Annotated in this window: 22 protein-coding genes; 11 read left to right on the forward strand and 11 right to left on the reverse strand. The window is 59.9% G+C overall.

The features are described from left to right. Positions 1–26 precede the first annotated feature (26 nt). Positions 27–941, forward strand: a complete 915-nt coding sequence (gene feaR / locus ACXPVS_RS11120; protein WP_458509978.1) for a transcriptional regulator FeaR — start codon at positions 27–29, stop codon at positions 939–941. 231 nt (positions 942–1,172) lie between these two features. On the opposite strand, the gene tynA is transcribed toward feaR (ACXPVS_RS11120), so the two are convergent. From tynA to ACXPVS_RS11155, 7 genes are all read right to left on the reverse strand, one after another. Continuing rightward, the gene (gene tynA / locus ACXPVS_RS11125; RefSeq protein ID WP_458509979.1) at positions 1,173–3,461 is read right to left on the reverse strand and encodes a primary-amine oxidase; all 2,289 of its coding nucleotides are present in this window, start codon (positions 3,459–3,461) and stop codon (positions 1,173–1,175) included. A gap of 110 nt (positions 3,462–3,571) precedes the next feature. Then, positions 3,572–4,093: a cytochrome C gene (locus tag ACXPVS_RS11130; RefSeq protein ID WP_111449903.1), complete on the reverse strand. Its 522-nt coding sequence runs from the start codon at positions 4,091–4,093 to the stop codon at positions 3,572–3,574. Between the two features lie 107 nt (positions 4,094–4,200). After that, complete coding sequence (locus tag ACXPVS_RS11135; RefSeq protein ID WP_033062059.1) at positions 4,201–4,722, reverse strand: methylamine dehydrogenase light chain; 522 nt, start codon at positions 4,720–4,722, stop codon at positions 4,201–4,203. 19 nt (positions 4,723–4,741) lie between these two features. Then, positions 4,742–5,362: a methylamine dehydrogenase accessory protein MauD gene (mauD, locus tag ACXPVS_RS11140; RefSeq protein WP_458509980.1), complete on the reverse strand. Its 621-nt coding sequence runs from the start codon at positions 5,360–5,362 to the stop codon at positions 4,742–4,744. A gap of 3 nt (positions 5,363–5,365) precedes the next feature. Further along, on the reverse strand, positions 5,366–5,905 hold the full coding sequence (locus tag ACXPVS_RS11145; protein WP_458509981.1) for a MauE/DoxX family redox-associated membrane protein: 540 nt from the start codon (positions 5,903–5,905) through the stop codon (positions 5,366–5,368). Positions 5,906–5,917: 12 nt separating this feature from the next. Then, the gene (locus ACXPVS_RS11150; protein WP_458509982.1) at positions 5,918–7,066 is read right to left on the reverse strand and encodes an amine dehydrogenase large subunit; all 1,149 of its coding nucleotides are present in this window, start codon (positions 7,064–7,066) and stop codon (positions 5,918–5,920) included. A 168-nt stretch (positions 7,067–7,234) separates the two neighbouring features. Beyond that, positions 7,235–8,716, reverse strand: a complete 1,482-nt coding sequence (locus ACXPVS_RS11155) for a PAS domain-containing sensor histidine kinase (RefSeq protein ID WP_111449674.1) — start codon at positions 8,714–8,716, stop codon at positions 7,235–7,237. A 241-nt stretch (positions 8,717–8,957) separates the two neighbouring features. Here ACXPVS_RS11155 and ACXPVS_RS11160 point away from each other — a divergent pair, with 241 nt between their 5' ends. The 9 genes from ACXPVS_RS11160 to feaR (ACXPVS_RS11200) all read left to right on the forward strand — a co-directional run bounded on the left by ACXPVS_RS11160 (position 8,958) and on the right by feaR (ACXPVS_RS11200) (position 16,927). Beyond that, positions 8,958–10,121 (forward strand): acyl-CoA dehydrogenase family protein, encoded by a 1,164-nt coding sequence (locus ACXPVS_RS11160; RefSeq protein ID WP_458509983.1) that lies wholly within the window; start codon positions 8,958–8,960, stop codon positions 10,119–10,121. 30 nt (positions 10,122–10,151) lie between these two features. Beyond that, positions 10,152–10,523 (forward strand): hypothetical protein, encoded by a 372-nt coding sequence (locus tag ACXPVS_RS11165; protein WP_033062066.1) that lies wholly within the window; start codon positions 10,152–10,154, stop codon positions 10,521–10,523. 3 nt (positions 10,524–10,526) lie between these two features. Further along, the gene (locus ACXPVS_RS11170; protein ID WP_458509984.1) at positions 10,527–10,997 is read left to right on the forward strand and encodes a nuclear transport factor 2 family protein; all 471 of its coding nucleotides are present in this window, start codon (positions 10,527–10,529) and stop codon (positions 10,995–10,997) included. Further along, positions 10,994–12,142: an amidase gene (locus ACXPVS_RS11175; protein WP_458509985.1), complete on the forward strand. Its 1,149-nt coding sequence runs from the start codon at positions 10,994–10,996 to the stop codon at positions 12,140–12,142. The genes ACXPVS_RS11170 and ACXPVS_RS11175 overlap by 4 nt, the downstream gene beginning before the upstream one ends. A 20-nt stretch (positions 12,143–12,162) precedes the next feature. Next, positions 12,163–13,446, forward strand: coding sequence for an aromatic ring-hydroxylating oxygenase subunit alpha (locus ACXPVS_RS11180; RefSeq protein ID WP_458509986.1), 1,284 nt, complete (start codon positions 12,163–12,165; stop codon positions 13,444–13,446). Further along, positions 13,443–13,943, forward strand: a complete 501-nt coding sequence (locus tag ACXPVS_RS11185) for an aromatic-ring-hydroxylating dioxygenase subunit beta (protein WP_458509987.1) — start codon at positions 13,443–13,445, stop codon at positions 13,941–13,943. Before ACXPVS_RS11180 ends, ACXPVS_RS11185 begins: the two co-directional genes overlap by 4 nt. An 11-nt stretch (positions 13,944–13,954) precedes the next feature. Further along, the gene (locus ACXPVS_RS11190) at positions 13,955–14,695 is read left to right on the forward strand and encodes an SDR family NAD(P)-dependent oxidoreductase (protein WP_458509988.1); all 741 of its coding nucleotides are present in this window, start codon (positions 13,955–13,957) and stop codon (positions 14,693–14,695) included. 181 nt (positions 14,696–14,876) lie between these two features. Next, the gene (locus ACXPVS_RS11195) at positions 14,877–15,827 is read left to right on the forward strand and encodes a PDR/VanB family oxidoreductase (protein ID WP_458509989.1); all 951 of its coding nucleotides are present in this window, start codon (positions 14,877–14,879) and stop codon (positions 15,825–15,827) included. Between the two features lie 152 nt (positions 15,828–15,979). Beyond that, a complete protein-coding gene (gene feaR / locus ACXPVS_RS11200; protein WP_458509990.1) occupies positions 15,980–16,927 on the forward strand; it encodes a transcriptional regulator FeaR in 948 nt (315 codons plus the stop codon). Here feaR (ACXPVS_RS11200) and ACXPVS_RS11205 read toward each other — a convergent pair. Further along, a complete protein-coding gene (locus ACXPVS_RS11205) occupies positions 16,914–17,543 on the reverse strand; it encodes a response regulator transcription factor (protein ID WP_111449665.1) in 630 nt (209 codons plus the stop codon). The genes feaR (ACXPVS_RS11200) and ACXPVS_RS11205 overlap by 14 nt on opposite strands. Positions 17,544–17,801: 258 nt before the next feature. On the opposite strand from ACXPVS_RS11205, the gene hpaC reads away from it, so the two are divergent. Continuing rightward, positions 17,802–18,314, forward strand: a complete 513-nt coding sequence (gene hpaC, locus ACXPVS_RS11210) for a 4-hydroxyphenylacetate 3-monooxygenase, reductase component (RefSeq protein WP_111449664.1) — start codon at positions 17,802–17,804, stop codon at positions 18,312–18,314. An 83-nt stretch (positions 18,315–18,397) separates the two neighbouring features. On the opposite strand, the gene ACXPVS_RS11215 is transcribed toward hpaC, so the two are convergent. Genes ACXPVS_RS11215 through ACXPVS_RS11225 form a run of 3 tightly spaced genes read right to left on the reverse strand, consistent with a single transcriptional unit; the run spans position 18,398 to position 22,019 of the window. Then, positions 18,398–19,411 carry a phosphotransferase enzyme family protein gene (locus ACXPVS_RS11215; RefSeq protein WP_458509991.1) on the reverse strand — a complete coding sequence of 338 codons (1,014 nt, stop codon included), beginning with the start codon at positions 19,409–19,411 and terminating at the stop codon, positions 18,398–18,400. Positions 19,412–19,420: 9 nt separating this feature from the next. Beyond that, complete coding sequence (locus tag ACXPVS_RS11220) at positions 19,421–20,701, reverse strand: aspartate aminotransferase family protein (RefSeq protein ID WP_458509992.1); 1,281 nt, start codon at positions 20,699–20,701, stop codon at positions 19,421–19,423. After that, the gene (locus ACXPVS_RS11225; protein WP_458509993.1) at positions 20,694–22,019 is read right to left on the reverse strand and encodes an amino acid permease; all 1,326 of its coding nucleotides are present in this window, start codon (positions 22,017–22,019) and stop codon (positions 20,694–20,696) included. Before ACXPVS_RS11225 ends, ACXPVS_RS11220 begins: the two co-directional genes overlap by 8 nt. Positions 22,020–22,127 lie beyond the last annotated feature (108 nt).

Consider the following 22,127-nt stretch of genomic DNA (forward strand, 5'->3'; position numbering starts at 1 on the left):
AAAAATAAGCCTGCGTGAGGCCCGACATGATTTCTTCAATTGCACAACGCCGTGATGGCTTTGATCAGTGGATTCATCAGATCAACCAGATCTGTGGCGCCTTCAATGCGCAACCTCTGGGCGCTGAGTTTGCCGGCGATATCCGGGAACACCAGGACGGCACGCTGAAACTCAGCTTTGTCGATGCCTGCCAGGCTCGACTGTTCCGCACGCCACTGGAAGTCGCTGCCGGAGAGGGCGGGAAATACTTTGCGGTGTTCCAGCTCGACGGCACGGCCGGCATGGCCCAGGGTGACAACAAGGTTTTACTCTCGGCGGGTGACATCACGCTCATCGATGCTTCGCGCCCCAGCGACTTCACCTACAGTGAAAACTCCCGGCAGTTGTCGCTGATTTTGCCGTCGCAACTGGTCGAGCAAACCCTGCGCTTCAATCAGGTCAAGTGCGGTCACCGGATCGTCGGGACGTCCCCGATTGCGATGCTGTCTCACCGCTTGGTACTGGACGCTACGTCCCAGACAAACCTTAGCCGGCAAGAAAGCGAAGCGACCCTGGAGGCCATTGTCAGCCTTCTGCGCCCGGCGATCAGTCACAGTGAAGAGTGCGGTGATGCGCATGAACGGGCCTTCCGCAAGACCCTTGGCTTTATTGACGAGCACATCCGCTCGGAAGAATTGTGCCCCGAATGGCTGGCGGGCGAGGTCGGTATGTCGACGCGGGGTTTGTACCGGATGTTCGCCAGGAAGGGCCTGGTAGTGGCGCGGTACATCAAGAATCGGCGACTGGATTTGTGCGCCGAATCCCTGCGTCAAACACGTACGGAGCAGAAGTTGTCGGTGCTGGGGTATTCCTGGGGGTTTTCGGATTCGAGCTACTTTTCTACCGCGTTCAAAACACGCTTCGGCATTTCACCCGGTGAGTACCGCAAAAAGCACGCCTGATAGTTCCCTTGATACACGCAGACCCTGTGGGAGCGGGCTTGCCCGCGATAGCGATGTGTCAGACAACACTGATGTCGACTGACACTACGCCTTCGCGGGCAAGCCCGCTCCCACAGGTTTTTGTGCATTACCACATTACTTCAGGGCGTTGAGGTTCAACGTCGGCGTTTCATCGAAGAAATTCCACGGCTTCAACAGCACATGCACCCACTCGGTCGGCATGATNCCACATTACTTCAGGGCGTTGAGGTTCAACGTCGGCGTTTCATCGAAGAAATTCCACGGCTTCAACAGCACATGCACCCACTCGGTCGGCATGATCGGCCATTCTTCGGCCCGCGCGATGTGCGTGGTACCCGTGGTCAGCCAGACCACATCGTCGGTATTTTCGATGGACTGGTTATCGTGGCTGAACTGACCCAGACCCGAATCTTGGTCCGAGCGATTCGGGTATTTACCTTCCGGGTATTTCTCGTCCGGGTTGTAGCGTGTCACCCACAGTTGTTTGTCCATGAAGCTCAGGCGGTGATAGAGCCATTCGTCCTTGCCGAAGTTGGCTCCCTTGGCCACCGGGTGAGTACCGCCGGCATACGGAATCAGCTGATAGGAAACCGGGTTGCCGACTTTGTTTTCCTTGCTGAAGTTGGTCATCAAGCGGACGGTCGAAGGGTCGAATTTCTGCGCGGCTTGTTGTTCGGTGCTGACCACGTTGTGCTCGGTCTGCATCGTACTGGTCCGGGGCCCGCCACGGTCGTTCGCGACCACCACCGGGTTCACTTCAACCAGTGAGTTGTTTTCACCGTCAACATCCATATCCAGACGGAAGTTGTAGATGTGCTGGTGGGTGGTGCCGACGATGTTGTGGTCCAGCAGGGTGCCGTAGCGGGTGTCTTCCTTGGCCGTGGCCTCATGCATGGTTTTGGATTTCACACCCTTGACCGCTTCGATCCCGGTAGCGCCGGCATCGATGCCAATGGTGCCGTTTTGCTGGAAGACCCAGTCGAAGATGTAGTCGTAGTTGCCGACGGTGCTGATCCAGCGCACCACCAGTTCGCGACGCTCGGTGCTGAGATTGGGCTGGCCCATCTCCTGGTGTTTGTATTCCGGACCGGCGTAGCGCTCGAATACCGCCATCGCGCGCGGGATCGAAGTGGGTGCACCGGTGTAGTCGGCAATCGTGGCGTCCAGCAGCACGGCGTTTTCCGGGGCGTCTTTGCCGCGCGCAATCGGCGAGGTCAGCGTGCCCATGCCGTAATCGCCCGAGTCGAGGTAAGCCTTGAAGTACCAGCCGACGTCGGGATCGCCGTAAGGCACGATCATGCCGCCCAGCGAGCCCTCGTACATGATTTTGCGTTTCTTGCCCTTGTCGTCATAAGTGACCGTCGACAGTATCGGGCCGACCCGCGAGTCGAGGCGAACATGAAAGTCCCAGTTCTGCCAATGAATGCTGTTGCCGGTAATGGTGTAGTTCTTTCCTTCCGGCTCTATGATCTCCAGCGGCTTGACCTGCGTGCCTTTGCGGCCACGCCCGTCATAGGGTGTCGGCTTCATCGGAACCGGGATGACGGCCTCATCTTCGATCTTGATCAGCTTCTTCTGCTCCAGATCGACAATCGCCACCAGGCCCTCGATCGGGTGCGCCCAGTAGTTGCCATCACCGGTATTGAGGTAGCTGACGATTTTCAGGAGGCGTTTATCCTGCGCCAGACCGTCTTTGCCGTCGAAGTAACCAACGGTCAATGGCGTGGCCACGACTTTTTTGACATCCGTGATACCGCGCTTGGCCAGTGCTTGCGCGTATTCTGGGCTCGTCTCTACGGCCGACTGCACGGTCGCGAAGTCGTCCAGCAGCACCATGCCGTGAGCGCCTTCGACAGGTTTCCAGGACTTGAGTGTCTTGCTGCCGAGATCGACCAGCGCCTCGATCACATGCTTGCCATCGAGCACCACAATATTGGCCTGGCGAGGCTGGGTTACGTTTTGGCCGGTGTAGATGAAATTCCAGACCTGATCCTTGGGGGGCTCATTGACGGAAACTTCGGTGAAACGAAAGCCGGGTTTGTAGTTGGCGGAATTCTTGACGACATCCACCGCCGCCTTGATTTCGTCGGCGCTTAGCGGGTTGAGCGGGTTAGGGCGGGTCTCGACGACAAACGTCTTGTCCAGACCGGACTGGAAGACCTGGTTGATGAAGTCCTTGGACATGAACGCCGTCTTGCCTTTGAACACCACCGGCACTGACAACTCCATCCGTTTACCGTTGAGTACGGCCACCTTGCTACCCGGTTTGACCTTGAGGTAGACACCGTCCTTGGCAATCACGAACAGGTCGGAATAGTCGTCCCATTTGACCGTGGCGCCGAAGTCCTCAAGGGTCGATTGCAATGGCACCATTTCGGCGGCTGCCCCATGGGCGTCGGCATTGGGCAGCCAGCAAGGCAACCCGAAGGTGCCCAAGGTAATGGCCAGCGCGAGTCGGGCAAGCGGCTTTCTTTTTAGCAACGCTACGGACGTAAACATTTCTTATTTTCCTTGATACGAGCCGAAGAAAGGCACACGTAGCACTTTGCTACAACTGGTCAATGGATTCTTTTTGATTCTTGCCAGAAACCTTTTGCTCCGTGCCGAAATCAGTAACTCATCCCGTCTTCAATCGCAATGCCTTGCGCGCGCATTGCTTTTATCAATTCGGCGCGGGTGCCCGGGAGGTTGAGCATGGCTTTTTGGCGCAGCGCGGAGACTTCTTCGGCGTTGTAAGGCTGGTAGTGCGCGGGGGTGCTTTTGCCAGCCATGCCGTCTTCACGCATTAACCAGTTGAGTAAATCGGCCAACTGCGCGTTATTAAGCGCGGACTGTGACATACCGGGTACGCGCACGAGAAATTCGCGGCCGCCCGGTACTTTTAGAAAATTGCCGACAAACCCCTGTAGCCGAGGCGTGTCATTGGCGGGGGAACCCATACCATCACCCAGATGGCAACCGGCGCATTGCAGTTGGTAGTTCACACCAACACTGTAGCCCGCCTCGGAAATGGGTTTTTGAAGTTCTTCGTTGCCCGGAGCATGACGCTGCGCCGGGTTGGGAATGGCTCTGGCATAAACGAGCGGGGCGGTCATGACGCAGACAAGACCGAGCAATAGCAACCTACGCATGACAAGCACCTTTTTCATGTTGTCGGTAACAATGAACAAAAAAAAAGCAGCCCACAAACACAGAAAAAAAACCGCCGATTGCGCGAGCAACCGACGGCAAATGCGCGTTAAACCGCGACGCCGCGTATGATCGAAACGGTGCAGTGGTAGATGTGCGATTTTGCGGCCAGGCACCAGTTCACATCGTTGTTGTTGAACGGACGATAGGCGGGTTCTTCACTGTCGTTACGGGTGCACGCGCACTGGGCGCAGCTTTGCTTACCGCAGCAGTCGTTGTACGAAATGATGTAGTCCTTTCCGTCGGCCGGGTTGCGGCAGGTGCCGATCCAGGTGACTTGCGACGCTTCCGTGCCCGGCGGGCAGGACGTGACCGAGCCTCCGCAGCAGCTGCACAAGAAGCCATCGATGGAACAATAACGCCAGTAGTCGCAGCTGTTTGGATCACCCGGGTCGCCGGCTTTCGGGTTATCGGCGGCCAGGGCTTTGCTGGTGCGGTCCAGCGGCAACAGCAAGGGCAGCGCAGCGCCCGCGACCATCAAGGAACCCATGCGCGCGAGCAGTTTGCGTCGCGAGGTGGTGTCGGCGACACGGCGAGCCGAGCGTTCAAACAACAGATCCAGCAGTTTCATAAAAGTCTCCCTGCCTTAATCAGTGGCTATGGCCGTGGCTGTGGTCGTGCGTGTGAGATTGGCTGTTCAGGTATTCCTGCAGCGTGGCGCTTTTCAGGTGCTCGACTTCGAACAGGCTGTCCAGGTGCTCGCGGGAATTGACCAGGCCTTTGGCGCGCAGGGTGCCAGCCTTGTCGATCAGCGCAGCGTAAGGCAGCTTGCCAATCTGATAGGTCATGCCCACTTGCGGGCCGACCACGTAAGTGGCGTCGTCCAGTTTGTGTTCGCGGATCAGCGCTTGCTGAGCGTCCATGTCGCCGTCGCTGATGAACACCACGTCGAGACGATCGGCCTGTTCCTTGGCGATGGATTTAATGGCCGGCAGCAGGGATTTGCAGATCGGGCAGGTCGGCGAGAGGAAGAACAGCAGTTGGGATTTTTCACCGGCATAGCCAAAGTTCACCGGGCGACCGTGACGGTCGGTCGCGGTGACTTGCGGCGCGGGCTCGTTGACGGCCACGCCTTTGTCGACCATCAGCGCACCGGCCGGGGCCAGTCGGCCGTGCAGCACACCAATTTGCCGAACCAGGCCCATGACGACAAACGCCACGGCCAGCAGCAGCATCCAGAGCAGAACGTTGGAAACGATTAAGCCTTCCATTGATCACCTACCAATCAGTTTGAGCAGAAGAGGGGAGTTCGCCAGCAAGCCATCGGCTGCGGCGTAAATGAGCAGCGCAACAGCACTGGCTGAGACAGTCACAAAGCCATCGAAAATGTTCAGGTCACGGACTATCGGCGTCACGCTGGCAAGCAGCGCCAGCCCTACCAGCACGGTGTTGCGCAGCAGCAGAACCGGGCGCAGTGGTTGCGCCTGGTCCGGACCGGCACAGCCGCAGTCGATGTCGCGACGGCCGCGCCACAGGTTGATGCCGATGGCGGCGGCATACAGTGCCAGCAGGCTTGCGGCACTCAACGCTGCCCAGGCACGGCTGACCGGAACCAGCAACGCGAAGGCAATCACCAGCTCAAACAGTGGAATCAGGCTGGCGCTCGGACGCACCAGTGAGTTGGGCAGCAGTTGGTAGTCAGCCAGTTGCTTGGCGAAACGCGCCGGTGCCCGCAACTTGTGAGTTGCGGCACTGGCCAGCAACACGGCAATAGCGAGTGCGCTGGCAATGATGAAGATCGGATCTGTGTGCATGGCCGAACCTCGTTAGTAGCTCAGAACCTGAGTCGCCGTTTTCGCGACTTTCGGCATGCTGCCGGTGAGCGTGTTGGTCTTGAGGTCGAAGATCTGCAAGCCGCCTTCCACGTCGGTGCCGAGCAACAGCGGTTTGTCGTCGCCGGTCGCTTGCATGCTCCACACCGGAACCGGTGCTTGCAGGGTCGCCAGTTTCTTGTGGGTCTTGAGGTCAAAGGCCCAGATCAGCGGGCTTGGGTCTTCCCACTTCATGGGTTCGTGAGCGTCGTGCATCAGCACGTACAAACGGTCCAGCTTCGGCGCGACGGCCATCAGCTGCCAGCCACCCGGAGCCCAGCCGGCTTTCTTTTCCTCGTCGGTGGTCAACGACCAGGACGGCAGGATCTTTGGCGCTTCACCGGCAAAATCCACCGGCCGCACGGTGCCCGTTGTGGTGGTGAAGTAATAGGTGTCGCCGACGTTCACGGCGCGCTCCACCAGTTTTTCCGCGTTCGGGTCGAAGAACGGCGTGCGGTTGCGCGAGGCTTCCTGCCCCTGCTCATTGAGAGTGACCACCTGCAAGCTGCCGTCGCCACACAGCGAGGCGAAACGGCGGTTGCCGATCGGGTAGTTGAGCACGCAACCCGGAATCGCGATTTCGGTGGTGACGGCCTTGGCTTGGGTATCGACTACGGTCACAGAGGTCGAAGGGGTGAAGTTGTAGACGTAGACGAAACGGTCATCGCCGCTCGGCTTCAGCGAGTAACGCTGGGTCAGGGATTCGGCGCGTTTGGTCGGAATCAACAGCTCCCAGGCCGGCGACAGGGTCGAGCTGTCCCAGGCGGTCAGCACATCGGTACGCGTACCGCGGGTACCACGGGAGTAGAAGATGTCGGCGCTGTAGATCGTCTTGCGGTCATGGCTCAGCGTCGAGGGGGCGGCAAAGCCGGTCGGCACCATGCCGAGGACGCGTTTTTTGTCAGGGTCGACCACGGTGACACGGCCCGCCACGAAACTCTCGAATTCAACATCAATGATGAATGCTCGGTGTGCTTCAGCGGGAAACGCCAAGGTGGTCTGGCCGATTGTGTCAGCGGGCAGGTCCGCGCTGGCATTATTCAAACCGAGTACCAGCAGGCTGAGACTCAGCCCTGACTGTACGGTGATCCTGGTGGCTCGCATTAGGGGGAACTCCCTGAATTATTGTTCTCGCACATCGCGGGTGCAGTGGCAGATTTTTGCAGTTCGATTCTGCCTCGCCGGGAAAACCGAAGAATTGTTGTGGCTGCCAAGTGTTTGTGTGTCTGTGCCAGTCTGATGAAACTGGCCACACACGCCGCGATTGCGGGGTCAGGCGGGGGTTGCGAGGGGAAGGGAGAAGGTAAAAACGGCGCCGCAGGGCTCGAGGTTTTGCGCCCAGATATCGCCACGGTGACGGCCGATGATGTTTTTGCACAGGGCCAGGCCGATGCCGTTACCGCTGACCTTGGAAGAGAAGAAGCCGTCGAAAAGCTTCTCTTGCGCCTCGGCTTGAATGCCGCGACCGCAGTCTTCGATGCTCACTAATGCGACCTCTTTGTCGGCGCTGGCATGGATGCGCAGCAGGCGCCGTTCGACGGGCAAATCGCTCATCTCTTCAATCGCATTGAAGGCCAGGTTGAGGATGACCTGGCCGATCAACACTTTCTCGCAACTCACCAGCAGCGGTTCAGGGCTGGTGACAATGTCGACTTTGATCAAGCTTGGGGCGGCGCGCAGGCTGATGAAGTAACGGGTTTCGCGCAGCAGCTCATTGAGGTCAATCAGCTCTTCGGATTGCTCCAGCTTGACCACGTAATCGCGCACGCTTTTGATGATCAGCGAGGCATGCTCGATTTGTCGCACGGCGTTTTGCAAACCCCAGGCAACGCCTTGTTCAGTCGTTTCAACGTTACCCAGGCGAATTACCGCGCCTTCAATGAAGTTGCGAGTGGCGGCCAGTGGCTGACTCAGTTCATGAGCGATGGCCACGGCCATTTCGCCCATCGCGTTGTAGCGTGCCAGGTACTCGAGCTTTTGCTCGCTGACGCGCCGTGCTTCTTCGGCGCGGACTTGCTCGGTGACGTCGCGGAACAGCAGCAGATGGCCGATCAGGTCGTCTTCAATCTCGATAAAACGGCACGTCGCGTCATGCCAGCGCCACTCACCGTCACGCCGCTGCACGTGGTAGTGCACGCTGAAGGGCGCGTGCTCCGGTTGTTCGCTGGCCATCTGGTGCAGCAGGCGCAGGCGCGAAGGCTCGTCGCACCAGGCGAGGAAGTTTTCGCCGATCAGCGCGTGTTCCTCACCGTTGAGCAAGTGCGCGCCGGAGTCGCTGATAAAGCGGATATCACCTTGCGGACCGAGCACCGCAACGCCCTCGGCCAGGTCCTGCATAAACGCTTTGAGCCGGCTTTCGAAACGCTTGAGGTCGCGTTTGACCTTGTCTTCCTTGGAGATGTCGCGGAACTGCACCATCAGCACATCGCGGCCATCCAGATGCACCAGGGTCGCGACCGCCTCGGACAGAATTTCCACCCCTTGTTTGGAGCGATAACACCACTCGATGGCGCGCTGGCCAGTGCGCGCGGCGCCCTCCAGCCAACGCAAACCTACCGAGCGGCGGTACTTCGGTGCGTCGCGGGTCATGTCCGGGGCCTTCAGTGGAGTAAGTTCTTCCAGGGTAAAGCCGAGCGCCTTCAAGGCCGCGGCGTTGGCCCAGAGAATCTCCTTGCTCTGTGCGTCGTGAAGAATGATGCACAACGGCATGGCTTCGATGAGGGTGTAAAAGTCGTTCGGTTTTGGTAGATACATCGCGCAACCCTTGGAGGCGGAGAGTTCCACTAGGGGTGAAAGTGGAAGTATGGCGTTTTATACCGTCTTGCGTGTGGGGATGCGCTCAGAGGTAACGGGGGGCGGGCTAGGGGTTTTCTTTAGCCGAGGGGCTGCACGCCCCAATAGTGGTGACCCGATGCGGTTTTTACACTGAACCCATCAACGGTCGCCACGCCTCCAGGCAGGCTCCGGCTAATAACAAATAAACGGAGAGAAGCCCATGCTGCGTTCAGCTGTCGCGGAAAAAGACGCTCTGCCAAGCGTTGTCGATAATATCGTCGAGAGTCGGGAATTTCAGCAGGTGCTCGACGAGGTGCGCCAGCGTCGGAACGAATTCGACACCGGCTCCCACGTGCCACGGGACATGATCGAGCGCTTCAAACAGGTGGGCATCTACCGTGCCGCGACACCGAAATGCTACGGCGGTAACGCCATGGCACCGGCACAATTTCTACACATAATTGAACGCATCTCCGAAGCCGACGGCTCCGCAGGCTGGGTGGCCAGTTTTGGTAGCGCCGGCGTCTATCTTGCGGCTTTGCCGAAAGAAACCCTGGCCGAGATTTACGCGCAAAGCCCTGATCTGGTGTTCGCCGCTGGCTTGTTCCCGTTGCAGCCCGCCGAGGCAGTAGAGGGCGGATGGCAGGTTAACGGCACCTGGAAATTTGCCAGCGGCTGCAAAGGCGCTGATTTGCTAGGTGTCGGTATCGGCGCTGCCGGCGGCAAGCCGCGCACAGCAGTATTCCCGGCAAGCCAGGTCGAGATCATCGAAAACTGGGATGTGGTCGGTCTCAAAGGCACCGGCAGCCATGACCTGCGAGTCAACGACAAACGCGTCGATGAGCGCTGGACCTTCATTCGTGGTGGTGCCTCAACCGTCGATGAACCGTTGTTCCGCTACCCGTCGATTGCCTACGCCGCGCAAGTGCTGGCGGTGGTCAACCTCGGCCTGGCCCGTGCAGCGCTCGACGAAGTCAGCCGCATGGCCGCCGGCAGTGGCATCACCGGCGCGCCGAAGATGGCCGACCGCCCCTATGTGCGCATCGAGATTGCCAAGGCCGAAGCGCAACTCGCCGCCGCACGCGGCTTCTTCTACGGCGCTACCGAGCAGGTGTGGAACTCGATCCTCGCCGGCAACCCGGTCACCGCCGAACAAACTAGCCTGTTGCGCCTCTCTGCCATTCACGTTTCACGTGCGGGTGCGGCCGTGGTGCAGAGCGCTTACAGCCTGGCGGGGACCACCGCGATTTACTTGCGCCATCCGCTGCAGCGTTACCTGCGCGACTCGATGGTGGTCACCCAGCACGCATTTCTCAGCGAAGGCCTGTATGACGGCGCCGGTTCGGTGTTCCTCGGCGTACCGCCATTTCCTGGCTACATCTGAATCGTCATCACTTCTTCAAGGATCAATCCCATGTCGCAAGCTACCCAAGAACCCCTGCGCGTCGTCTTTTGCATCGGCATCACCCAGAACTTTTTCGACTTGCCGACCGGCGAAGGCCTGAGCGTGTGGAAAGGCTTCAGCCAGATGATGGGCTCACTCGGCGCCATGCCGGGCATCACCGTGCTGGGCGCGATGGACGATGACCGCTTGATGGTCGGCCCATCCACGACCTCACCATGGACCGTCTACATCATGGCCGACGTCGATTGCCATCAGTCGGTGATCGACGCCTGCAACCTGTTCCGCACCACGCCGGTGAACGAATACAGCCTGTGGCGCTACGCCAAGGTCGAAGCGCGCATCGGCCGTCCGCTGACCATCCCTGACGCCGCCAAGGTTTAAGCCATGAACGAGGCCTTGCTGCAGCGTCTCAAGACGCTCGAAGGGGAGAGTCAGGTGCGCCGTTTGATGGCGCGCTACATGGACCTGTGCGATGTACCCCGGGCGGCCACCCATATCAGCGAGTTGGCGCAGTTGTTCAGTGCCGATGCCATCTGGGAAGGCGTTGGCAGCCAGACCGCGCAGACCTTTGGCCAGCACCGGGGGCGTGACGCCGTGGCGACGTTTGTGGCCGGTTACTTGCCACCGTCCGAGCACTTTCGCCTGAACCTGCATTACCTCACCAGCGAGTCGATCGTGGTCGACGGCAGCACGGCGCAAGGGCAATGGATCATGCAGCAGATTTGCACCTACGCCGATCGGCGCAGCGAATTGTTCGGCACGCGGCTGAACATCGATTTCCGCTGTGTCGACGGTGTCTGGTTGATCGCGCATTTTCGTACGCAACGCTTATTCAACACGGAGCTGGGTGTATGAGTACTTTTATCAGCGAGTTCTTACTGGGCGGCGGTGGCAAACGGGTCGCGATCAAAGACTCGATCGACATTGCCGGGCATCCGACACGTTCGGGCAGCCGCGCATTTGCCGATGCCATGCCTGCAACACGCAACGCCGAGGTGGTAGACGCGATCCTCGACGCCGGTTGGCAGATCGTTGGCAAAACCAACATGCATGAGCTGGCCTTCGGTGTTACCGGCATTAACGACTGGACCGGCACGCCGATCAATCCGCAAGCACCGGATCGGGTCCCGGGCGGCTCCTCCAGCGGTTCGGCAGCAGCCGTCGCGGCAGGCCTGGCAGACATTGCCATTGGCACCGACACCGGCGGTTCAGTACGTGTACCAGCGGCGTGTTGCGGCATCGCCGGGCTGAAACCGACTTACGGGCGAGTCAGCCGCGTGGGCGCGCATCCGGCAGTGTCCAGCCTCGATTGCGTGGGACCGTTCGCGGCGAACATGGACGACCTGATTGCCGCGATGCAGGTGATCTGCCCCGACTTCCGGGTTCAAAACCTGCCTTCGAGCAATGTGTCAGTGGGCTTCCTCGACGTCGCCTGCGACCCGCATCTGCACGCGTGCCTCGGCGCCGCTGCCGACCGTGCGGGTTGGCGTCGCAGTAGCGTGCAACTGAGCGAATTCGACGCCGCATTCGCCGCCGGCCTGACCGTCATCAATTTCGAAAACTGGGCCGCGTTTGGCCACCTTACCGGCAAAGGCCTGATCGGCGCGGATGTGGAACAGCGCCTGTTGGCCGCCAGCCGCACCAGCGCCGCTGACCTGGCGGAAGCCGAAAAGGTGCGCGTGCGCTTCAGCCAGCAGGTGGATGCCGCCCTGGAAGAATTCGCGGTACTGCTTTTGCCGACGTTGCCGAGCCTGCCACCCACGCTGAACGAAGCCCGCAGTGCGAGCAAAGCCGTGGCCGGCATGACGCCGCTGGTAAGACCTTTCAACCTCAGCGGCCATCCAGCACTGACGATACCGGTGGAACTGGATTGCGGCGGGCTGAAAGTCGGCCTGCAGATTGTTGGCCGTAAAGGTCAGGACGAACTCGTCTGCGCTTTCGGTGCGCAGCTGCAAAAGAGCATGGCCGGTGAACGGCCCGCCTCTAAAAATAAATCTTAAAAAGCCATGAGGAGGACCGCATGAGCACTCATGAATACCGGTTGATCGCAACGTCTAAAAGCCCGGACGAACTGGTCAAACACGACCGCGTTGACGTCTCGCTGTACAACGATCCGGCGCTCTTCGAAGCCGAGCTGGAAAAGATTTTCTACCGCACCTGGGTGTGGGTCGCTCACGAAAGTGAAGTGCGCAACAGCGGTGACTTCAAGACCGCGACCATCGGCCGGCGTCCGGTGATCGTTGTCCGCGATAAAAAGAACAACATCAACGTCCTGGAAAATCGCTGCCGGCACCGTGGCGCCACTGTGTGTGAAAAGCACAAAGGCAACGCCACCGGTTTCACCTGCCCGTACCACAGTTGGTCGTATGGCCTGGACGGCAAGCTGCGTGCGCTGCCTTATCCGGACGGCTACGAAGGCATTCTGGAAAAGTCCGAACTGCCGCTCACCAGCCTGCGCGTCGAAAGCTACGCCGGCATGGTGTTCGCCAGTTACAACGATGAGATCGAACCGCTGGAAGACTTCCTCGGTGGCGCGAAACACTGGATGGACCTGTTCATGAAGCAGGGCGCTGGCTATCCGATCAAGACCCAGGGCGAACACAAGTTCAGCTTCAAAGGCAACTGGAAGATCCAACTGGAAAACACCACCGACGGTTACCACTTCCCGATCGTGCACAAGTCGTTCATGTCGTCGGTGGATGAAGAAACCTCGGAAATGCTCTCGTTCATGACCGACGAACAGGCCGTCACTCATTCGCTGGGCAACGGTCACAGCGTGATGGTGATGGTGCCCGAGCATGTCGACCTGGATCATGACGACGGCACCGAACAGTTGCAGGAGCGTTTCGCTCACGTCACTGAAGAACTGTCGAAAACCATGGAGCCTGCGCAAGTCCGTCGCATCGTCCGCTCGCTGCACGGCGCCGGTTTCAACCTCAACCTGTTCCCGAACGTCGCGATGTCGATGTCGTTCTTCCGCGTGCTGCGCCCGATCTCGGTCACTGAAACTGAGATCCGCCACGTCGCGCTCGGCATGGACGGCGGCCCGGAGATCGCCAACCGCGAACGGATGCGCATTCACGAACACTTCCAGGGCCCGTTCGGTTTCGGCAGCCCGGACGATGCCGAGGCCTGGGACCGTGTGCAGCGCGGTTCGTACGCCGGTGTCGACGCGCCGATCCTGGTCAACCGTGGCCTCAATCGCGAAATCATTGCCGACAACGGCGACAAGGTCTCCCACGCCACTGACGAGGGCGGCATGCGCGGTGCCTATGACATGTGGAAAAGGATGATGAGCCAATGAGCAATCACGACACCCTGAACGGTTTTTCCGGTCCGTTGGCCCAGGCCATCGAATTCATCTGGCGCGAAGCCGAACTGCTCGACCACAAGAATTACGCCGAGTGGGCGTCGTTGTGGAGCGAAAGCGGTCGGTACATCGTGCCGATTGACCCGGACACCGAAGACTTTGAAGCCACCCTCAACTACGCCTACGACGACGCGCGTATGCGTGACTTGCGCATCGAACGCCTGACCGCCGGCTATTCACCGTCGGCGGTGGATGCGGCGAAAACCGTGCGCAGCGTCTCGCGGTTCCGTTTGGTGGAAGCGGCGGGCGACCTCGTTGAAGTCAATTCCGCGCAGCTACTGTATGCCTACAAACGCGGCGTGCATACGCCGTTCGTGGCCGACCTGAACCACCGCATTCGCTTCACCGACGGAGTGGCGACGTTGGAACGCAAGGTCGTACGCCTGATCAATTCCACCGACAGCCTGAGCGCGCTCGGCTTCCTGCTATGAGGCCCACCACCATGAACCGAGTAGCCCTGGTCACCGGCGCCTCGCGTGGCCTGGGCGAGTGCATCGCCCGGCGCTTGCATGCAGCAGGTTATCGCGTGGGTCTGGCGGATGTGCGCCTGGACGGTGTGCAAAGTCTTGCTCTTGAGCTTGATAGCAGCGGTGCGAGTGCCGTCGCCATTGAACTGGATGTGCGCAACAAAGCCGATTTTGTGCGGGCCCGCGATCTGCTCGCCGAGCGTTGGGGCGGCACCGACATTCTGGTGAACAACGCCGGCGTGTCGAAAGTCGCGGCGCTGATGGACATTACCCCAGAGGAGTTCGACGAGTCGATGGCGATCAACCTGCGCGGCACGTTTGTCGCGTGTCAGGTGTTCGGCGCACACTTTGCCGAGCGCGGTTTTGGTCGCATCGTCAACATCGCCTCCCTCGCCGGGCAAAACGGCGGTACCGCCACTGGCGCGCATTACGCCGCGGCCAAGGGTGGCGTCGCGACACTGACCAAAGTCTTCGCCCGCGAACTGGCCCCGCGAGGCGTGACCGTCAACAGCATTTCGCCAGGGCCGCTGGATTTGCCGGTGGTGCGCGAAACCGTGGCTCCGGAGCGCCTGGAACAGATTCTGAAAATCATCCCTGTCAGCACTCTGGGAGACCCTGAGTACATCGCCGACAGTGTGTTGCTGCTGATCGCTGACCACGCGGCTTCGGTTACGGGTGCGTGCTGGGACATCAACGGCGGCTTGTTCATGCGCTGAAACCGGCCTGTTGAAGATCACTGTGGCGAGGGGATTTATCCCCGTTCGGCTGCGAAGCAGTCGTAATTCCGGACAACACAATTTGTCTGAATGGACGCTGGGGGCCGCTTCGCAGCCCAACGGGGATAAATCCCCTCGCCACAAGGCCTCATTACAAAAACAACCGTATTCAGGTGACGCAATGATGAAGGTGAAAATCGAAAGGATCGTCGACGAAGCGCTGGATATCCGTTCCTTTCGCCTCGTGCGCAGTGACGGCCAGCCACTCGACACCTATGAACCGGGAGCTCATGTTGACCTCACCGGGCCAACCGGGGTTACCCGCCAGTATTCTCTGTGCAGCCCGCCGCACGATCGCCGCGCGTATCTGGTGGCGGTGAAGAAGGAGGCGCAGTCGCGCGGTGGCTCGTTGGCGTTGCACGAGCAGGTGGAAGAGGGCATGGAGCTGGAAATGGGGGCACCGCGCAACCTGTTTCGCCTCGACCCGTCGGCGACCGAGCATGTGTTGTTCGCGGCCGGTATCGGTGTTACGCCGCTGCTGAGCATGGCGTATCGGCTGACGGAAAGCGGCCAGCCGTGGCGTCTGCATTATTTCGCCCGTTCGCCGGCCTATGCGGCGTTTGCTGACCTTCTGGCGAGCACTTTTGCCGGTTACGTGCAGTTTCACTACGGCGTCGAGCCGGGTGATCTGGATGCGGCGTTGAGTGAATGCCTGAACCAGTCGGGCAGTGCAGCGCATGTGTACACCTGCGGTCCGGCACCGTTCATGAATAAAGTGGTGGAAGTGGCCGCGCGCAGCCGATCTGACGACGCGATTCACCTCGAACACTTTGCAGCCGACTCGGCCGCCAATGCGGGCCCTAGTGGCGGTTTCGAAGTGGAGCTGGCCAGCTCTGGCGTGGTTCTTCAGGTACCGGCCAATACCAGCCTGATCGATGTGCTGCAGGCCCACGGCTGTGATATCGACACCGAATGTCGCGAAGGTATCTGCGGTACCTGCATAGTGGAGGTACTGGAAGGTGTACCGGAGCATCGCGACAACTGTTTGTCGAACAAAGAGAAGGCGGCCAACAAGCAGATTTGCGCCTGCGTTTCGCGAGCGCTTTCCGCTCGTCTGGTATTGGACATTTAACGAGAGGGAACGCTGGCAAGCACACGCCGGAGCCTGTTGAATGGGGGCCGGCGGCCGTCGAAGGAGGTGACGACCCAGTACGAAACATTTGCCGAACCGCTCGACGAAGCGGTCGAAAAATAACAATAAAATACGCGTGAGGCTTTGCAGTGATGATGACTTCTTCGGCGGTTCGCAATGAGGCGTTCGAAAACTGGCTGAGCCAGGTCAACCAGGCCTGTGGGCGTTTCGATGCCCGAGCGCTGGATTCGGATTTTTACGGTGAGCTGGCGGAGTTCCGCAGCGGCGCCATCAACCTCAGTGTCGTCGACATGGCGCACGTTCATCTGTATCGCACCAGCAAAGACGTCAGTATCAGCAGCGACGGCCACTACTACGCGGTATTCCAGATGCGCGGCAGTTCGCAGCTGGAGCAGGGCGACAACCGCGCTCAGCTGGGCACTGGCGACATCGCCCTGATCGATGCCTGCCGCCCGAGCGACATGACCTATAACGATGATTCCCGACAGTTGTCACTGATCCTGCCGCGTCAGGTGGTGGAGCGTGGCTCGCATTTCAATGCTGTCAACTGCGCCACGCGCATTGCGGCTAACACGCCTTTGGCCGCGATGGCCAATAAGCTGGTGCTGGATACCCGGCAGCAGGAAGGCCTGGACATGCAGGAAAGCGAAGCCGTACTCGATGCCCTGGTCAGCCTGCTCTTGCCGGGGATCAGCGGCCGTGACAACGGCGGCGATGCCCATGAGCGGCAGTTCCGCAAGATCATCGCCTACATCGACGAACACCTCAGTGTTGAAGAACTGTGTCCCGAGCTGATTGCCCGTGAGGTAGGGATTTCGGTGCGTGGCTTGTACCGGATGTTCTCCAAGCGCGGCCTGGTGGTGGCGCAATATATCAAGCACCGACGCCTGGATTTCTGCGCGGAAAACCTGCGCCGCGCGCACGTCGAGCAGAAGCTCTCGGCGCTGTGCTACGCCTGGGGATTCTCCGACTCAAGTTACTTCTCGTCGGCATTCAAATCGCGTTTTGGCGTGTCGCCGGGTGCGTATCGCAAGCTCGACAGCTGCGACAGGGGGAGTGTGTGCCTTAGTGTCGCGTAGGCTCTTCCGCCGGCAAATGCAGCACTTCACGCACCAGCATGGCGATGCTGGTCACGCCCATCTTTTCCTTGATCTTGGTGCGATGCACGTCAACGGTTTTGACGCTGATGTTCAGCTCCCGGGCAATCACTTTGCTGGCTTTGCCATCGATCACCAGCATCAACACTTCGCGTTCGCGGCTGGTGAGCAACTTAAGCTTGCTTTGCAGATGCTGGCGTTGTTCCTGATCGGCCTGGGCGTGCACGGCAGCCTTCAGCGCGGCCTGGATGCGTTCGATCATTTGCTGCGGGTTATAGGGCTTCTCAACGAAATCCAGTGCGCCGTTCTTCATCGCTGTCACGGACATCGGAATGTCGCCATGGGCGGACACGAATATGGTCGGCAAGGTGCTGCCGCGCTGGTTGAGTATTTCCTGCAACTGAAAACCGCTGGTCTCCGGCATGCGCACGTCCAGCACAAGACACGCCGGCTGCTTGGGGTCGTATTGGCTGAGGAATTCTTCAGCGCCTGCAAAGCATTGCGCCTGCACGCTGACCGACTCCAGCAACCAGGCCAGTGAGGTGCGCAGGTCTTTGTCGTCATCAACGATATAAACAATCGGTTTGCGGATTTCCATCAGGGACTGCCACGAAAATTTCTAATTATTGTTTTCGCACGCGTGCACGCTGCGGCGGATATCGGCTCATCAAGGAGCTAGTTAGCAGGATACTCACTGTGACTGGCCCTGACGATAAAGAAACCACCTAGTCGACTAGCGGAAAGCCAACCTCAGCATGGGGATGGTCAGGATAGTCGTGCAGCGTGTCGGACCTTAGTCTTGTTCCATCACCTACGGACCGCATACTGGCGGTCCTCCTAAAGGAGGGGCAATGACATGGCCGACCTGAGCCAGCATCAAATAGACTTTCGCAACGCCATGGCGCAGTTGCCTGCTGCAGTGAACATCATCACCACCAATGGTCCTGGCGGGCGCTGCGGCATTACCGCCAGTGCGGTGTGTTCGGTGACTGATTCGCCCCCCACCGTGCTGGTCTGCGTCAACCGTGGCAGTGCGACACACGATGTGTTCCGTACCAATGGCCGTCTGTGCGTCAACGTTCTGTGTGGCGAGCAGGAAGAGTTGGCCCGACACTTTGCCGGCATGACCCAGGTGCCGATGGCGGAGCGTTTTGCTTGGGATTTGTGGGATGGCGGCGAGACAGGCGTGCCGGTGCTGCGCGATGCGCTGGTGCAGCTCGAAGGGCGGATCAGCGAGTGCAAGGAAGTCGGTTCGCACTCGGTGATGTTTGTCGAGCTGTCGAAGGTTGGTGTACGCGGGGAAGGTGACAGTCTGGTGTATTTTAACCGGCTGTTTCATCGGCTTGAGCATGCCGGTGCGGTGTGCTGAAACTGCCTTGATTAAAAGCGTTTAGCATAACTGTGGCGAGGGAGCTTGCTCCCTCGCCACACAAGCTCTGGTGTTTGCCACTACTATTGCAAATACTCCCGCGCCAATCGACACGCCCGATCAATCAACATCGGCGCCATCTCAATCGCCGTCGGCGTGCCTTTACGGGTATGAATCCAGCCCAGGTACGTCGTGCCACGCAGCAGCAGAAACAGCGCCAGCGTCTCTCGATCAGCCGCAGTCAGCGGTTTGATCGCGTCATAACCAGCAAACAGCGCCGTTTTGATTTGCTCATAACGCGGGTCGTCCAGGCAGAAGTACAGCGCGGTGGCGAGCTCAAACATGTGCCAACCGAACCCGGCATCGTCGAAGTCGATCAGGCGCAGGTTGGCACCTTCGATCAGCAAATTCTCGGGCACCAGGTCGGCGTGAATCATCCCGAAGTTGTCCAGATGCCGACCATATTGGCGCAGGTCGCAGCGTGCGCGGCGACGGGCCTGTTGCAACAGTTCACGTTGTTCTTCATTGAGTTGTTCCAGATCCCAGAAACGTCCCCAGAACGGGTTGGCACCAATCAAACCCTCTTCATCCCAGGCATGCCGGACAAACTCGTCCGGCTGCTGCCACTCGGCTGTATGCAAATGAATGCGCGCGGCAATCGCACCTGCTTCGGCAAACAGAAAGTCGATTTCGGTATCCGCCTGTACCCCGGCTTCCGAGGTGCCCGTCGTCGCGCCGGGCAGCCAGGCGAGCATGTCGACATGGCGCGGTTCGCCGATGTCGGCATGGATCACTTCGATCAGATGGCGCTCGTTCCGGGCCCGGATAATCTGTGGCACGGTGATGCCGGCCGTGGCCAGCGCCTCCATCCATTGCAGCTCGGAACGCAGCGCCGCCTCGCCGTGATAGCCATTGCGATGGATGCGCAGGGCGACTCGTTGGCCGTCCTCACGGCGTGCCGAGAACACCGCGTTCTCGCGGAATTTCACCAGTTCAACCTCGGCAAAGGTGCCATCCCAGTGTTGCAGGGCGTGGCGCGCAAGGTCGTGCAGTTTGGCAACTTGCTGGTCGTGGCTCAGGGTGTGGAAATCAGTCATGGCGGGGCCTCAGATAGCGCTCAGGGCGGTGTCTAGCGTGTCAACGAAGAGGTCGGCGTGCTCGCGGTTGAACACCAGCGGCGGCCGCAGTTTCAGAATGTTGTCGCCTGCGCCGATCTTGCTGATCAGCACGCCAAGTTCACGCATATGGTTGACCACCTTGCGCGCTTCCAGCCCGGCGGGCTCTTTGCTGGCGTGGTCACGCACCAGTTCCAGGGCGAAGAACAGGCCTTTGCCGCGCACGTCGCCAATGATCGAATGCTTGCTGGCGAGCACTTGCAGACGCTGCTGCACATAAGCGCCCACGGTGTGCGCATTACGCAGCAGCTGTTGCTCTTCAATCACATCGAGCACCGCCATTCCGACCGCTGCCGCCACCGGCGAACCGCCAAACGTGTTGAAGTACATGGCACTGCGCCCGAATGACTCGACCAGCGCCTTGCTGGTGATCAAACCGGCTAACGGATAACCGTTCCCCATTGGCTTGCCGAGGGTGACGATGTCCGGTACCACAGCGTGGGCCTGATGCCCCCACAGATGTTCGCCGGTACGAGCAAAGCCGGATTGCACTTCATCAGCAATGAATAAACCGCCCGCCGCGCGGATCAGTTCAGCGGCTTTGTTTACGAAACCGGCCGGCACCCGTGGCAAGCCTTCGTTAGCAAACAGGGTGTCGATCAGCAACGCTGCCGGGCGAATGCCCTGAGCCTGCAGCGAGGCGATGGCCGCTGCAATGTTCGCGGCATAGTGCTCCGCCAGTTGCGCCTCGGTGGTCCCGGCTGGTGCCCGGTACAGGCACGGAATGGGTACCGCGCGGGCATGTGTGGCGAATGGTTCCGGCGACGGCAGTGCGGTGGTGACTTCGGCCAATGACGCGGAATTACCGTGGTAGTTGTAATCGCTGACGATGATGCCGGTACCGCCGCTGGAGAAACGTGCCAGGCGTAGCGCCAGTTCGTTGGCCTCGCTGCCAGTGCAGGTGAGCATTGCGGTGTCGAGCGGCTCGGCGAAGGTCGCCGTCAGGCGCTCGGCGTAGCGCACGATGTGTTCATCGAGGTAGCGCGTGTGGATGTTCAGCGTCATGGCCTGGCGGTGCATCGCTTCCACCACGTGAGGGTTGCAGTGGCCGACGCAAGGTACGTTGTTATAGACGTCGAGGTAGCGCCGACCGTCAACATCGAACAGCCAGACACCTTCACCGCGCACCAGGTGCAATGGCTTGTCGTAGAACAACGGTGAGGCGCTGCCGAGTACGCGGTGGCGGCGCTGCAAAAGCGTGTCTTCAGGCATGGTCTTGAACCTCGAGTACGGTGGTGCGGCCTTGCAGTCGGGCACGCAGCAGGAAGTTGAAAATACACAGGGCGAAGGTCACCGCGAGGGCGATCAGCATCAGTTGGTCGAGTTGGAAGCAGGCTGCGATCACCACCAGCGTCAGGGCCAGGCCTAGCCAGGCAATCACCTTGCCACCCGCCAGACGGAACGGACGCGGCAGATCCGGTTGGCTGCTTTTAATGCGCAGATAGGCGCCGAAAATGAACAGGTAGCAAACGTTGAGCAGCAGCACGACCGCGAGCATCACGGTCGCCGGTTCGACCGCTGACATCGGCAGGCCAATCACACCAATCAACAGCAGCGCCGAGAATGGAGTGCCGCGCTTGCCGGTTTTCCCCAGACACTGCGGGAACAAGCCATCGCGGGCCATGGCGAACAGCTGCCGGGAGGCGGCGTACACCAACGAGAAGAACGTAGCGATCAGCCCGAACACCGCGCCGCAGCCAATCACCTTCGCCAACCACGAGGCTTCGCCGTAGGCGTTGGTGCTGGTCATCGCGGCGTACAGCGGATCACCGGCCGACCCCACCAGCTCGACGCCGCCCGCGCCCGGTGCGCAGACCAAAACGACCAGCGCCGTCACCAGCAAAGTGCCGATGGCCGCGAGAATGCCGCGCGGCATGCTGCGAGCAGGATTGTCCGCCTCTTCGGCAGCCGAGCCGATTTGCTCAACGGTAATGAACAACCAGATGGCGAACGGAACACAGGCGAAGATGCCACCGAAACTGATCACTGGCGCTGAGTTAGCAGAAGGCATCTTCAACAGGTTGGTCAGCTCGACATGCGGCGCCATGGCCACGCCAAAGATGAGCAGGGCGACGACCGCGATGACGCCAGCGATCATGGTCAACCCCATGGCTTCACCGACGCCGCGCAGGTGGATGCCGATAATGACCGCGAACAAAGCGATTTTTACCGGCCAGCCGCCGAGGCCAAAAATCGACTCGGTATAGGCGCAAATGAAGGTCGCCGCCGCGCCAGTGCTGAAGGTCAGTGCCACCGCACACGCTACGCCCACCAGGTAGCCCACGAATGGTCCGAACGCGCTTTGTGCATAGACGAACACGCCGCCGGCACTCGGCAGCGCGGTCGACAGTTCTGCTACGCATAACGCCAGACCGCCGCAGAGCAAGGCCATCAACAATGTGGCGATCAACATGTTCAGCCAGCCGCCCGCCATCAGCCCAAAATTCCAGCCGGAAAACTGCCCGGCCACCACCAACGCAATTCCGAGGCCGGCGATTTTTGGCCAACCCAACGCATTTTTCTTAAGCACAGAAGTCTCCTGCGACCCTAAGGTCGATTTATTGTTTTTGGGGGTAGAAGAGGTCGGTTTTGATACTACGCGCGGCGGGCGGAGTGGCTTGTTTGCGCGCATGCCATC

It is taken from the genome of Pseudomonas sp. Ma2-10, from assembly GCF_054330215.1.